Source organism: Pseudomonas sp. NFPP28 (assembly GCF_900115535.1).
Lineage (GTDB): Bacteria > Pseudomonadota > Gammaproteobacteria > Pseudomonadales > Pseudomonadaceae > Aquipseudomonas > Aquipseudomonas extremorientalis.
In genome coordinates this window covers 674,916-688,647 of the sequence record NZ_FOWT01000001.1, presented here as the reverse complement: position 1 = coordinate 688,647, position 13,732 = coordinate 674,916, and the positions used below count along the sequence as shown (strand labels likewise).

General features: G+C 60.3%; 14 protein-coding genes. 10 read left to right on the top strand and 4 right to left on the bottom strand.

The window, feature by feature from the left end; all coding sequences use genetic code 11:
* The first annotated feature begins 116 nt into the window (after positions 1 to 116).
* The 10 genes from lptF (at position 117) to tadA (ending at position 10,512) form a co-directional block, all read left to right on the top strand.
* Entirely contained in the window at positions 117 to 1,235 is a 1,119-nt protein-coding gene (lptF, locus tag BM110_RS03225; protein ID WP_093512347.1) for an LPS export ABC transporter permease LptF, read from the top strand.
* A complete protein-coding gene (gene lptG / locus BM110_RS03220) occupies positions 1,228 to 2,307 on the top strand; it encodes an LPS export ABC transporter permease LptG (RefSeq protein ID WP_071488637.1) in 1,080 nt (359 codons plus the stop codon). The genes lptF and lptG overlap by 8 nt, the downstream gene beginning before the upstream one ends.
* A 151-nt stretch (positions 2,308 to 2,458) precedes the next feature.
* Positions 2,459 to 4,258: a translation elongation factor 4 gene (gene lepA, locus BM110_RS03215; RefSeq protein WP_003188853.1), complete on the top strand. Its 1,800-nt coding sequence runs from the start codon at positions 2,459 to 2,461 to the stop codon at positions 4,256 to 4,258.
* Between the two features lie 5 nt (positions 4,259 to 4,263).
* Positions 4,264 to 5,118 carry a signal peptidase I gene (gene lepB, locus BM110_RS03210; protein WP_071488638.1) on the top strand — a complete coding sequence of 285 codons (855 nt, stop codon included), beginning with the start codon at positions 4,264 to 4,266 and terminating at the stop codon, positions 5,116 to 5,118.
* 150 nt (positions 5,119 to 5,268) lie between these two features.
* Entirely contained in the window at positions 5,269 to 5,958 is a 690-nt protein-coding gene (rnc, locus tag BM110_RS03205) for a ribonuclease III (RefSeq protein ID WP_012722401.1), read from the top strand.
* Positions 5,951 to 6,853: a GTPase Era gene (gene era, locus BM110_RS03200; protein WP_033902448.1), complete on the top strand. Its 903-nt coding sequence runs from the start codon at positions 5,951 to 5,953 to the stop codon at positions 6,851 to 6,853. Before rnc ends, era begins: the two co-directional genes overlap by 8 nt.
* Before the next feature lie 163 nt (positions 6,854 to 7,016).
* The gene (recO, locus tag BM110_RS03195; RefSeq protein ID WP_092240949.1) at positions 7,017 to 7,706 is read left to right on the top strand and encodes a DNA repair protein RecO; all 690 of its coding nucleotides are present in this window, start codon (positions 7,017 to 7,019) and stop codon (positions 7,704 to 7,706) included.
* A 51-nt stretch (positions 7,707 to 7,757) separates the two neighbouring features.
* Positions 7,758 to 8,501: a pyridoxine 5'-phosphate synthase gene (gene pdxJ / locus BM110_RS03190; protein ID WP_071488640.1), complete on the top strand. Its 744-nt coding sequence runs from the start codon at positions 7,758 to 7,760 to the stop codon at positions 8,499 to 8,501.
* Between the two features lie 131 nt (positions 8,502 to 8,632).
* Positions 8,633 to 10,015 carry a multicopper oxidase family protein gene (locus BM110_RS03185; RefSeq protein WP_093512344.1) on the top strand — a complete coding sequence of 461 codons (1,383 nt, stop codon included), beginning with the start codon at positions 8,633 to 8,635 and terminating at the stop codon, positions 10,013 to 10,015.
* Positions 10,015 to 10,512, top strand: a complete 498-nt coding sequence (gene tadA, locus BM110_RS03180; protein WP_093512342.1) for a tRNA adenosine(34) deaminase TadA — start codon at positions 10,015 to 10,017, stop codon at positions 10,510 to 10,512. Before BM110_RS03185 ends, tadA begins: the two co-directional genes overlap by 1 nt.
* Positions 10,513 to 10,654: 142 nt before the next feature.
* On the opposite strand, the gene cmoB is transcribed toward tadA, so the two are convergent.
* The 4 genes from cmoB to BM110_RS03165 form a co-directional block, all read right to left on the bottom strand.
* Positions 10,655 to 11,611, bottom strand: coding sequence for a tRNA 5-methoxyuridine(34)/uridine 5-oxyacetic acid(34) synthase CmoB (gene cmoB, locus BM110_RS03175; RefSeq protein ID WP_093512340.1), 957 nt, complete (start codon positions 11,609 to 11,611; stop codon positions 10,655 to 10,657).
* Entirely contained in the window at positions 11,608 to 12,351 is a 744-nt protein-coding gene (gene cmoA, locus BM110_RS03170; RefSeq protein ID WP_093119564.1) for a carboxy-S-adenosyl-L-methionine synthase CmoA, read from the bottom strand. Before cmoA ends, cmoB begins: the two co-directional genes overlap by 4 nt.
* A gap of 160 nt (positions 12,352 to 12,511) precedes the next feature.
* Positions 12,512 to 12,922 carry a hypothetical protein gene (locus BM110_RS29225; protein WP_139212839.1) on the bottom strand — a complete coding sequence of 137 codons (411 nt, stop codon included), beginning with the start codon at positions 12,920 to 12,922 and terminating at the stop codon, positions 12,512 to 12,514.
* A gap of 135 nt (positions 12,923 to 13,057) precedes the next feature.
* Positions 13,058 to 13,732, bottom strand: a complete 675-nt coding sequence (locus BM110_RS03165; RefSeq protein ID WP_092240957.1) for a lysoplasmalogenase — start codon at positions 13,730 to 13,732, stop codon at positions 13,058 to 13,060.

The window sequence follows — 13,732 nt, the reverse complement described above, 5'->3', positions numbered from 1 at the left end:
GGCGCGGTCAATCACAGGATAATGCGCCATCTTTTTAGCCGGCCCTGTGTAAATGGGCTGTCTCGGTATGCTTGCTTGTTTGGCCGCCTTAGCCTGACAACCCTGGAGTGTCTGGTTTGATCGTCTTCCGTTATCTGTCCCGCGAAGTCCTGTTGACCCTGAGTGCCGTGAGTGCGGTGCTGCTGGTCATCATCATGAGTGGTCGTTTCGTCAAATACCTGGCCCAGGCTGCCTCCGGCGCCCTCGACCCGGGTTCGCTGTTCCTGATCATGGGCTTTCGCCTGCCGGGCTTCCTGCAGTTGATCCTGCCGTTGGGCCTGTTCCTCGGGATACTGCTGGCCTATGGCCGCCTGTACCTCGAAAGCGAAATGACCGTGCTCTCGGCCACCGGCATGAGCCAGCAGCGCCTGCTGGGCATGACCATGATCCCGGCCGCCGGCATCGCGCTGATCGTTGCCTGGCTGAGCCTGAGTCTGGCGCCTCAGGGTGCCCTGCAGTTCCAGCTGGTGCTGAACAAGCAGGACGCGATGACCGAGTTCGACACGCTCGAGCCCGGTCGCTTCCAGGCGCTCAATGACGGTTCCCGGGTGACCTACACCGAAACCCTGACCGACGACCGCGCCAACCTGGGCGGTGTGTTCATCTCCGAGAAGCGCCTGGGCCAGGACAAGAAAGACCGTGGCATTTCCGTGCTGGTGGCCGATTCGGGGCGCCAGGAAGTCCGTCCTGATGGCAGCCGCTACCTGATCCTGGAAAATGGCTACCGCTATGACGGCAGCCCGGGCATGGCTGATTACCGCGCGATCAAGTACGACACCTATGGCGTGATGCTGGCTCGTCCGGACATCAGCGACGAAGTCACCGACCGTGATGCCATCCCGACGCCTGATCTGTGGGGCAGCACGGAACTGCGTTCCATCGCCGAGTTGCAATGGCGACTCTCCCTGCCGCTGCTGGTGTTCATCGTGACCTTGATGGCTGTGCCGCTGTCTCGCGTCAACCCGCGCCAGGGCCGCTTCCTCAAGCTGTTGCCGGCAATCCTGCTGTACATGGCCTACCTGACCATCCTGATTTCCGCCCGTACCTCCCTGGAGAAGGGCAAGTTGTCGCCGACCCTGGGCCTGTGGGTGGTGCACGGGATGTTCCTGGTGATCGGCCTGGGGCTGCTCTACTGGGAACCGATCCGTTTGAAACTGAAGAGCCGTCGTGGCCAGAAGGAGTTGGCTCGTGGCTAAGCTCGATCGCTACATTGGTAGCAGCGTACTGATCGCCATCCTGGCGGTACTGGGCATCATCCTCGGGCTGGCGTCGTTGTTCGCCTTCATCGATGAAGTGAGTAATGTCAGCGACACCTACACCGTGTGGGACGTGCTGAGCTACGTGGCCCTCACCGCGCCGCGTCGCCTCTATGACATGATGCCGATGGCCGCGCTGATCGGCTGCCTGATCGGGCTGGGCAGCCTGGCCAGTAATAGCGAACTGACCATCATGCGCGCTGCCGGCGTGTCCATTGGTCGTATCGTCTGGGCGGTGATGAAGCCCATGCTGCTGCTGATGGCCTGCAGCGTGCTGATCGGCGAATACGTCGCGCCACCAGCCGAAACCACTGCCCAGGCCAATCGCGCCCTGGCCCAGGGGTCAGGCGATGCGCAAAGCTCCAAGCATGGTCTGTGGCACCGCCAGGGCGATGAGTTCATCCATATCAACGCCGTGCAGCCCGGCGGACTGTTGATTGGTGTGACCCGTTATACGTTCGACAAGGAGCGTCACCTGCTGGAGTCCAGCTTCGCCAAACGTGCGCAATACGGTGGCGAAAAGTGGCAACTCAGCGATGTAACCACCACCTACTTCCGCAATATTGGCCAAGGCACCAAGGCCAGCACCGAAGTGATCAACGTACCGAGCCAGGAATGGGATATCGCCCTCAAGCCGGAGTTGCTGAATACCGTGGTGATGATTCCGGAAAGCCTGCCGATCTCCGGGTTGTGGGGCTATATCCACTATCTGAAGGACCAGGGCCTGAACAACGGCCGCTACTGGCTGGCATTTTGGGTCAAGGTGTTGCAACCGGTGGTGACCGCCGCGCTGGTGTTGATGGCGATTTCCTTCATTTTCGGCCCGCTGCGTTCGGTGACCCTGGGCCAGCGTGTATTCACGGGTGTGCTGGTGGGCTTCACCTTCCGCATCGCCCAGGACCTGCTTGGCCCTTCGAGCCTGGTGTTTGGCTTCTCGCCGCTGTTTGCGGTGCTGGTGCCCACCGGCATCTGCGCCCTGGCCGGGTTCTGGCTGTTGCGTCGAGCTGGCTGATGTCGCGCTTATGATCAAAAAATGCCCCGGTCGAGAGATCGGGGCATTTTTGTTCTGGTCAGCAAAGATGACGTCTGGCCTGAGCATCAGGTACAATTCCCGGCTATTTTTCAGCGGGCAATCTGCCTGCAGCCTTTTTGAGTGTTGATCCGTGAGTGATTTGAGTCATATCCGCAATTTCTCCATCATCGCCCACATTGACCATGGCAAGTCGACGCTGGCCGACCGGTTTATCCAAATGTGCGGTGGCCTTGCCGAGCGCGAAATGGAAGCCCAGGTCCTGGACTCCATGGACCTCGAACGCGAGCGCGGCATCACCATCAAGGCCCACAGCGTTACTCTGTATTACAAGGCCAAAGACGGTATCACCTACCAGCTGAACTTCATTGACACCCCGGGCCACGTCGACTTCACCTACGAAGTCAGCCGTTCCCTGGCGGCCTGTGAAGGTGCCCTGCTGGTGGTGGACGCCGGCCAGGGCGTGGAGGCGCAGTCGGTTGCCAACTGCTACACCGCGATCGAGCAGGGCCTGGAAGTCATGCCCGTGCTGAACAAGATCGACCTGCCCCAGGCCGAGCCTGAGCGCGTCAAGGAAGAGATCGAGAAGATCATCGGCATCGACGCCACCGACGCCGTCACCTGCAGCGCCAAGACCGGCCTGGGTGTCGACGAAGTGCTCGAGCGCCTGGTGCACACTATCCCTGCGCCGACCGGCAACTACGAAGATCCGCTGCAAGCGTTGATCATCGACTCCTGGTTCGACAACTACCTGGGCGTTGTCTCCCTGGTGCGCGTGCGCCATGGCCGCGTGAAGAAGGGCGACAAGATCCTGGTCAAATCCACCGGCAAGATCCACCTGGTGGACAGCGTCGGGGTATTCAACCCCAAGCACACCGCAACCGTTGATCTGAAAGCCGGTGAAGTGGGCTTCATCATCGCCGGTATCAAGGATATTCACGGCGCACCGGTAGGTGACACCCTGACGCTGAGCTCCACGCCGGACGTCGACGTGCTGCCAGGCTTCAAGCGCATCCAGCCGCAGGTCTACGCCGGCCTGTTCCCGGTCAGCTCCGACGATTTCGAAGACTTCCGCGAAGCCCTGCAGAAGCTGACCCTCAACGACTCGTCGTTGCAGTACACCCCGGAAAGCTCCGACGCCCTGGGCTTCGGCTTCCGTTGCGGGTTCCTGGGCATGCTGCACATGGAAATCATCCAGGAGCGCCTCGAGCGCGAATACGACCTGGACCTGATCACCACTGCGCCGACCGTTATTTTTGAGTTGTTGCTGAAAACCGGTGAAACGATTTACGTCGACAACCCGTCCAAGCTCCCGGATCTCTCGGCGATCGAAGACATGCGCGAGCCGATCGTGCGCGCCAATATCCTGGTGCCGCAGGAACACTTGGGCAACGTTATCACCCTGTGCATCGAGAAACGTGGCGTACAGCGCGACATGCTGTTCCTCGGCACCCAGGTCCAAGTGACCTACGACATGCCGATGAACGAGGTGGTGCTGGACTTCTTCGACCGTCTCAAATCCACCAGTCGCGGCTATGCTTCGCTGGATTACCATTTCGACCGTTACCAATCGGCTAATCTGGTGAAACTGGATGTGCTGATCAACGGCGACAAGGTCGATGCCCTGGCACTGATCGTGCACAAGGACAACGCGCACTACAAAGGTCGCCAGTTGACCGAGAAGATGAAAGAACTGATCCCGCGCCAGATGTTCGACGTCGCGATCCAGGCCGCCATTGGCGGGCAGATCATTGCGCGGACCTCCGTCAAGGCACTCAGAAAGAACGTACTGGCCAAATGCTACGGCGGTGACGTAAGCCGTAAGCGCAAGCTGCTTGAGAAGCAAAAGGCCGGTAAAAAACGCATGAAGCAAGTAGGTAACGTGGAAGTTCCACAAGAAGCCTTCCTTGCGGTGCTCAGGTTGGATAGTTAGGTCCTATGTCGCTAAATTTCCCGCTGTTGCTGGTCATCGCCGTTGCCGTTTGCGGTCTCCTGGCGTTGCTCGATCTGGTGTTCTTCGCCCCGCGTCGGCGGGCGGCTATCGCGGCCTATCAGGGCAGCGTCAGCCAGCCCGATGGCGTGGTGATCGAGAAGCTGAACAAAGAGCCTTTGCTGGTTGAATACGGCAAGTCGTTCTTCCCGGTGTTGTTCATCGTGCTGGTGCTGCGTTCTTTCCTGGTGGAGCCGTTTCAGATCCCGTCGGGGTCGATGAAGCCTACCCTGGACGTGGGCGACTTCATCCTGGTGAACAAGTTTTCCTACGGCATTCGCCTGCCGGTGATCGACAAGAAGGTCATCGAAGTCGGTGACCCGCAGCGCGGCGATGTGATGGTGTTCCGCTACCCGAGCGACCCGAACGTCAATTACATCAAGCGTGTGGTTGGTCTGCCGGGCGACGTGATTCGTTACACCAGTGACAAGCGCCTGTTCATCAATGGTGAGTCGGTGGCTGAAAAGCTGCTGGGTTCCGAGCCGAACAGCCTGGGCAGCGCCGAGCTGTACCAGGAAAAACTCGGTGCGGTGGAGCACGAAATCCGCAAGGAAATGAGCCGCTACCGTGCCCAGCCTGATGGGCAGTGGAAGGTTCCGGCCGGGCACTACTTCATGATGGGCGACAACCGAGACAACTCCAATGACAGCCGGTACTGGGATGACCCCAACATTCCCAAGGACCTGCTGGGCATGGTTCCCGACCAGAATATCGTCGGCAAGGCCTTTGCGGTCTGGATGAGCTGGCCGGAACCCAAACTCAGCCACCTGCCGAACTTCTCGCGGATCGGGCTGATCAAGTAATACAGGCGGCGCTGTGATCACAGCGCCGAATGCTTTTCTGGGGTGGGGACAAATCGGTCCTGCCTCATGCGGCACCAACCAGGATTTGAATTTGAACACTGCGTCAATCGTCGATGGCCGCCGGTGCCACCAACTAGATATGGATAAACCGTGACCGTTTCTCTAGCACGTCTCGAGCGCCAGCTCGGCTACACCTTCAAGGACCAGGAACTGATGGTCCTTGCCCTCACACACCGCAGCTTTGCCGGGCGTAACAACGAGCGCCTGGAATTCCTCGGTGATGCCATCCTCAACTTCGTCGCCGGTGAGGCGCTGTTCGAGCGCTTCCCCCAAGCCCGTGAAGGCCAGTTGTCGCGCCTGCGTGCGCGCCTGGTGAAGGGCGAGACCCTGGCCGTGCTGGCCCGTGGCTTTGGCCTGGGCGAGTACCTGCGCCTGGGGTCCGGCGAGTTGAAGAGTGGCGGTTTTCGTCGCGAGTCGATCCTGGCCGATGCCCTTGAAGCGCTGATCGGTGCCATCTACCTCGATGCCGGCATGGAAGCCGCCAAGGAACGTGTCACTGCCTGGCTGACTTCCGAGATCGAAAGCCTCACGCTGGTCGACACCAACAAAGATCCCAAGACCCGCCTGCAGGAATTTTTGCAGTCCCGCGGGTGCGAACTGCCACGCTACGAAGTGGTGGATATCCAGGGTGAGCCCCATTGCCGCGTGTTCTTCGTGGAATGTGAAATCACCTTACTGAACGAAAAAAGCCGAGGTCAGGGTGTGAGCCGTCGTATTGCCGAACAGGTAGCGGCCGCCGCAGCACTGATTGCCCTGGGCGTGGAGAATGGCCATGACTGATTCAACCGCAACACGCTGTGGCTATGTTGCCATCGTCGGCCGCCCGAACGTGGGCAAGTCCACGTTGCTCAACCACATCCTTGGCCAGAAGCTGGCGATCACCTCGCGCAAGCCGCAGACCACCCGCCACAACATGCTGGGCATCAAGACCGAAGGCACCGTGCAAGCGGTCTACGTCGACACCCCAGGCATGCACAAAGGTGGCGAGAAAGCCCTGAACCGCTACATGAACAAGACCGCTTCGGCGGCGTTGAAAGACGTCGACGTGGTGATCTTCGTGGTCGACCGCACCAAGTGGACCGACGAAGACCAGATGGTCCTGGAGCGCGTGCAGTACGTCACCGGCCCGTTGATCGTCGCGCTGAACAAGACCGACCGTATCGAAGACAAAGCCGAGCTGATGCCGCACTTGAGCTGGCTGCAGGAACAACTGCCGAACGCCCAGATCATCCCGATTTCGGCCCAGCACGGCCACAACCTCGATGCCTTGGAGCGCGTGATCGCCGAGCACCTGCCGGAGAACGAGCACTTCTTCCCGGAAGACCAGATCACCGACCGCAGCAGCCGTTTCCTCGCCGCTGAACTGGTGCGCGAGAAAATCATGCGCCAGATGGGCGCGGAGCTGCCGTACCAGATCACCGTGGAAATCGAAGAGTTCAAGCAGCAGGGCAAGACCTTGCACATCCATGCGCTGATCCTCGTCGAGCGTGACGGTCAGAAGAAAATCATCATTGGCGACAAGGGCGAGCGTATCAAGCGCATCGGCACCGAGGCGCGCAAGGACATGGAATTGCTGTTCGATTCCAAGATCATGCTGAACCTGTGGGTGAAGGTGAAGGGCGGCTGGTCCGATGACGAGCGTGCACTGCGTTCCCTGGGCTATGGCGACCTGTAAGGTCCTGAATGCACCGCGGGGCTGAAAATGTGGGAGGGGGCTTGCCCCCGATAGCGGTGGGTCAGTTGACAAATAAGTGACTGACACACTGCCATCGGGGGCAAGCCCCCTCCCACATTAGGTTTGTGTCGTTTTCAAAAGTGCATTCCAGCAGTGAGCAGCCATGTCCCAATCCCCACCCCCAAGCCAACTTGCCTACGTCCTGCACAGCCGCGCCTACCGCGAGACCAGCGCCCTGGTGGACTTCCTCACGCCCCAAGGCCGCCTGCGCGCCGTCTTGCGCAGTGCACGGGGCAAGGCGGGCACGTTGGCGCGGCCGTTCGTGGCCTTGGACGTGGAGTTTCGCGGCAAGGGTGAGCTGAAAAACGTCGGCCGCATGGAAAGCGTGGGTACCTCGGCCTGGCTCAACGGCGATGCGCTGTTCAGTGGCCTTTACCTCAATGAACTGCTGATCCGCCTGCTCCCCGCCGAAGACCCGCACCCGGCAGTATTCGAGCACTACGCCGCCACCTTGCTCGCCCTGGCCGAAGGCCGTCCCCTGGAACCCTTGCTGCGTGCGTTCGAATGGCGCCTGCTCGACGACCTGGGCTACGGCTTCGAACTGGCCAACGACCTGCACGGCGAGCCCATCGCCGCCGATGGTATGTATCGCCTGCAAGTGGACGCTGGCCTGGAGCGCGTGTACCTGCTGCAACCTGGCCTGTTCCAGGGCACCGAGCTGCTGGCCATGAGCGAAGCGGACTGGACGGCGCCCGGCGCCTTGTCCGCCGCCAAGCGCCTGATGCGCCAGGCCCTGGCCGTGCACCTGGGCGGACGGCCGCTGGTCAGCCGCGAGTTGTTTCGAAAGCCCTGACAACCCCGTGTATGCTGTGCGGCGTTTCTTTCCCTTTTCAGGAGCGCTTCCGTGAGCACCAGCAATCGCATTCTTCTTGGCGTCAACATCGACCACGTCGCCACCCTGCGCCAGGCCCGGGGCACCCGTTACCCTGACCCGGTCAAGGCCGCGCTGGACGCCGAAGAAGCGGGCGCCGACGGCATCACCGTGCACCTGCGCGAAGACCGCCGCCACATCCAGGAGCGCGACGTGCTGCTGCTCAAGGATGTGCTGCAAACCCGCATGAATTTCGAAATGGGCGTTACCGAGGAAATGATGCAGTTCGCCGAGCGCATCCGCCCGGCACACATCTGCCTGGTGCCGGAAACCCGCCAGGAGCTGACCACCGAAGGCGGCCTTGACGTGGCCGGCCAGGAAGCGCGGATCAAAGCCGCCGTGGAGCGCCTGTCGAAGATCGGCAGTGAAGTCTCGCTGTTCATCGACGCCGACGAGCGCCAGATCGAAGCCTCGCGTCGTGTCGGTGCACCGGCGATCGAACTGCACACCGGCCGCTACGCCGACGCCACCACGCCCACCGAAGTGGCCGAGGAACTGCAACGCATCATCGACGGTGTGAGCTGCGGCCTCAAGCAAGGCCTGATCGTCAACGCCGGCCATGGCCTGCATTACCATAACGTCGAAGCCGTGGCCGCGATCAAGGGTATCAACGAGCTGAACATCGGCCATGCGCTGGTGGCCCATGCGCTGTTTGTCGGTTTCAAAGGCGCTGTCGCCGAAATGAAAGCCCTGATCCTGGCTGCCGCCAAGCACTAAACAACGATGCAGTTGCAATGTGGGAGGGGATTGCCCCCTCCCACATGCGAACCCTTACTGTTTAGCCGTTGCAGGTGTATCGTATCTGCCCTTTGCAGGCCTTGGGCCTGCGGCCGATACGTGAGGTTGTTGTGTCCCGATCCTTTTCCCGTCGACAAATCCTGGGTGGTCTTGCAGGCCTGGCCGTAGTGGGCGTCGGTGCCGGTGGCGGCTACCGCTACTGGCTGGGGAAAGTTGCCGAAGCCGAGGCGGGGCACGACTACGAGCTGATCGCCGCGCCACTGGACGTGGAATTGGTGCCAGGGCACAAGACCGAAGCCTGGGCGTTCGGCCCTTCGGCGCCGGGCACCGAGTTGCGGGTGCGCCAGGGCGAATGGCTGCGGGTACGCTTTATCAACCACCTGCCGGTCGCCACCACCATTCACTGGCACGGCATCCGCCTGCCGCTGGAAATGGACGGCGTGCCCTACGTCTCTCAATTGCCGGTACTGCCCGGCGAATACTTCGACTACAAATTCCGCGTACCCGACGCCGGCAGCTACTGGTACCACCCCCACGTGAACAGCAGCGAAGAACTTGGCCGTGGCCTGGTTGGCCCGCTGATCATCGAAGAGCGCGAACCCACCGGTTTCAAGCACGAGCGCACCCTCAGCCTGAAAAGCTGGCATGTAGACGAAGAGGGGGCTTTCGTCGCATTCAGTATCCCGCGTGAGGCGGCCCGGGGCGGTACGGCAGGGCGCTTGTCGACGATCAACGGCGTGTCCCAGGCGGTGATCGATTTGCCGGCCGGGCAGATCACCCGCGTGCGGTTGCTCAACCTCGACAACACCCTGACCTATCGCATCAACATCCCGGATGTTGAAGCGCAGATCTACGCGCTGGACGGCAACCCCATCGAGCCACGCCCCCTGGGCAAGGAATATTGGTTGGGCCCGGGCATGCGTATCTGCCTGGCGATCAAGGCGCCGCCGGTGGGTGAGGAACTGTCGATCCGCAACGGCCCGGTACGTCTCGGCACCTTCCGTTCGGTCGCCAACACCGATGCGCCCGGCGAATGGCCGCCTGCGTTGCCCGCCAACCCGATCAGCGAACCGGACCTGGCCAATGCCGAGAAACTCAACTTCAATTTCGAGTGGGTGGGTTCGGTCTCGGTCAACATCGACAACGGCAAGCCACCCAGCCTGTGGCAGATCAACGGCAAGGCCTGGGACATCACCGACAAGACGTGCGCCGACCGCCCGATTGCCAAGCTGGAGAAGGGCAAGAGCTACATTTTCGAATTGAAGAACATGACCCAGTACCAGCACCCGATCCACCTGCACGGCATGAGCTTCAAGGTGATCGCCTCGAACCGGCACAAGGTGATCCCGTATTTCACCGACACCTACCTGCTGGGCAAGAACGAGCGTGCCCGTGTGGCACTGGTGGCGGATAACCCAGGCGTCTGGATGTTCCATTGCCACGTGATCGACCATATGGAAACCGGCCTGATGGCCGCCATCGAGGTGGCGTGATGCGCCAGATCCGCCCAACCGCAATCATTGATCGCAGCCGCGACCAGGACTTCATGCGCGAAGCCCTGGCCCTCGCCGCCGAAGGCGCCGCGCTGGGAGAAGTGCCCGTCGGCGCGGTGCTGGTGCAGGACGGTGAGATCATCGGCCGAGGCTTCAATTGCCCGATCAGTGGCAATGACCCCAGCGCTCACGCCGAGATGGTCGCCATCCGCGCCGCCGCGCAAGCCATCAGCAATTACCGCCTGGTGGGCAGCACGCTGTATGTGACCCTGGAGCCGTGCAGCATGTGCGCGGGTTTGATCGTGCATTCACGGGTTGCACGGGTGGTGTATGGCGCATTGGAGCCCAAGGCGGGAGTCGTGCAAAGCCAGGGGCAGTTTTTTACCCAGGGCTTTCTGAATCATCGAGTGTTGTTTGAAGGCGGGGTGCTGGCTGAGGAGTGCGGGACGGTCTTGAGCGAGTTCTTCAGGGCGCGCCGGGCCAAATCTGCTCTCTAAACGACGCTGGAAATCAAAAGGTGGGAGGGGGCTTGCCCCCGATAGCAGTGTGTCAGTAAGCATATTTATGACTGATGCACCGCCATCGGGGGCAAGCCCCCTCTCACATTTGGAACTCTATTTTATCAGTGAGGTATCAGCGTCATTTCCTGGCGATGATCACCGCCCGCATCGGCGCCGGCAGCCCTTCGATGGTCTTGCTGTGATCTTCGGGATCGAGGAAGTCACTCAACGACTGGTACTTCATCCACTCCGTCCCGCGCTGTTCCTCGACGGTGGTCACGCTCACATCCACGCAGCGCACATCAGTGAAGCCTGCACGGCGCAGCCATAGCATCAGCGCCGGCACTGAGGGCAGGAACCACACGTTACGCATCTGCGCGTAGCGATCTTCCGGCACCAGCACTTGTTGCTGATCGCCTTCGACCACCAATGTTTCCAGCACCAGTTCGCCACCTTTGACCAGGGTGTCTTTCAGCGCCAGCAGGTGTTCGATCGGCGAACGACGGTGGTAGAACACGCCCATGGAAAACACTGTGTCGAAGCCTTCCAGGTTTGCCGGCAGGTCTTCGAACGGGAACGGCAGGTGCCAGGCCCTGGGCTCGGACAGGTAGCGCTGTACCGCCTGGAACTGGCAGAAGAACAACCAGTTCGGGTCTACGCCAATCACGCTGTCAGCGCCGGCGCCAAGCATGCGCCACATGTAGTAACCGTTGCCGCAGCCTACGTCGAGGATACGTTTGCCCTTCAAGTTCAGGTGCGGCGCAACCCGCGACCACTTCCAGTCCGAGCGCCATTCGGTGTCCACATGCACGCCGAACAGGTTGAACGGCCCTTTGCGCCACGGGCTCAGGCCCATCAATGCAGTGTGCATCTGCGCGCGGGTGTCATCGTCGCAGTCGGTATCGAGTGTCAGGCCGTTGAGCAAATCCACGTCACTGGGCTGGATCTTTGGCAGCGCATCCAACGCACTCTGCCAACGCTCCAGGTCGCCATGGCCCTTTTCCATCTTGCTGTTGAGCTGCGCTTGCAGGCCCTGGGCCCACACGGCCAGGGGAGTGCCGACCAGATGGCGGGCGAGGGGGGAAAGATCAATCATGGCAAGGCAATCAACGAGGCAAAGTTAAGACACTGGAACCACGGCACGACTTTCGAGAACCCGGCTGCCAGCAGGCGTTCGCGGTGTTCTTCGAGGCTGTCGGGCTTCATGACGTTTTCGATGGCGCTGCGCTTCTGGGCGATTTCCAGTTCGCTGTAGCCGTTGGCGCGTTTGAACGCGATGTGCAGGTCGGTGAGCAGCGCGTGTTCTTCGGCATCGTTGAAGCGCAGCTTCTCCGAGAGGATCAACGCACCACCCGGCAACAGCGACTGGCGGATGCGCGAGAGCAACGCCAAGCGCTCATCGGGGGCAATGAATTGCAGGGTGAAGTTCAGCGCCACCACCGAGGCCGGGGCAAATTGCAGCGCGAGGATATCGCCCTCGATCACCTCGACCGGCAGCAACTCCTGGAACATCGAGTCCTGGCCATTGAGGTACTCACGGCAGCGCTCGACCATGGCTGTCGAGTTATCCACCGCGATCACCCGGCAACCGTCGGTGCGCACATGGCGGCGCAGGGCCTGGGTGACGGCGCCGAGGGACGAGCCCAGGTCATACAGCACGCTGTTGGGCTGGGCAAATTGCGCCGCGAGTACGCCGAGGTTCTCGACGATGGTCGGGTAACCGGGCACCGAGCGCTTGATCATGTCCGGGAACACCCGCACCACGTCTTCGTTGAAGGCGAAGTCCGGCACCTGGGGCAGGGGCTGGGCGAATAGGCGATCGGGTTCTTTGCTCACGGCTGTTCCGGCATTGATCTGGGAAAGGCCAGTATTTTAGCCAGGTTGAAGGGGGCGTGCGCGGTTTGTCTGAAAGACATCATCGATTCAGAAAAAAACTGCACTCGCTTATGAGGCGAGCACAGTTTTTAAAGTGGATGATTGCTGGCGTTGGCTACGTTCATTCTTTGAGATCAAACGTTGCCTCTATCTGGTAGGTATCTGAGCCATTGTTTTTTGCAGAGAGAGAAATGCTGCCAGTGTAATGTCGATTTGCATGGTCGGGTTTTATATCCAGAGTGCCCGAGTAGTTTAGAAGAACATCAGTGTTGCCTGGAACGACCGTGGCGCTCCGAAAACTTGAAAAAGAACCTAGCTTATGTGTGCCTGCTGTAATGTTTGGGTCCAGATTCAAACTTATTGATTTCCAAGCTCCTCCGGGAGTTTCTTCGCCTGAGTAAATCTCAAGTTCGTTGTTGTCTTTATATATATAGTGATCTGTACCATTGAACGCTGTCGGTTGATCATTCCTGGTAATGGTGCCCGTAAGGCGTCCCGTTGCTTTTTGTCCTTTAGGTTGTGCTGTGCTCATGATTCAAGACTCCCATCTTCGGTGAATGAGGTTTGACTTGCCGAGTAGTAGGAAGGCTATTCTTGATTCGGGAGGTCGGATACTGTTAGTAATGACAGTGTTGTAGAAGTTTTGGCTATAAATATTAGCGTTGATCTAATCAATAAGTTCTTTCGTTGGTACATTCGCGAATGGCTGAGTAGCGGTTGGAGAGAATGCCGCTGCTGTTATTCCCCACTGGCCCAGCCAATAGCTAGTGATCAGCAAGTACGGGGCCGCATCGAACGCCACCACAAACCGATTGATGCCAATCAGTGTGTCGGAAAACACAAACGACACGGCACCCGCCGCCGCCAGCAGAGCCGAGCGTTTTGGCACTTCGCTGCCCAGGCGTGCCAACGCTCGCCAGAGCATCGCGCTGATCACGGCGGCGTAAACCACCACGGGGATCAGCAAATCACCGAGGCCGTGCGAGATCAGGATGCTCAGTAGCACAACCCCCATGCCCAGCGCCAATACCAGCGGCAGCAGCGCCAGGCGGCGGCAATCACTGAAATAGGCCTTGAGATACGCCAGGTGCGCAAACAGGAACGCCCCCAGGCCAAAGATAAACAGGTCGCCGGGCCAGGCAAGCAGCACATCGCCCACCAGGGAAAAAATCAGCCCAAGGCTGATCCAGCGTCGATAGTCGGTGGGCGGTGCATCATGCAGCCAGCCCAGCAGCGCAAGTACCGGCAGCGGCTTGACCAATAGACACAGCAAGGTGGCATGGGTGCTCAGGCCGTAGATAAAAGTGCCGGCGCCCATCAACGCAAGAATCAGCCAGGGCAT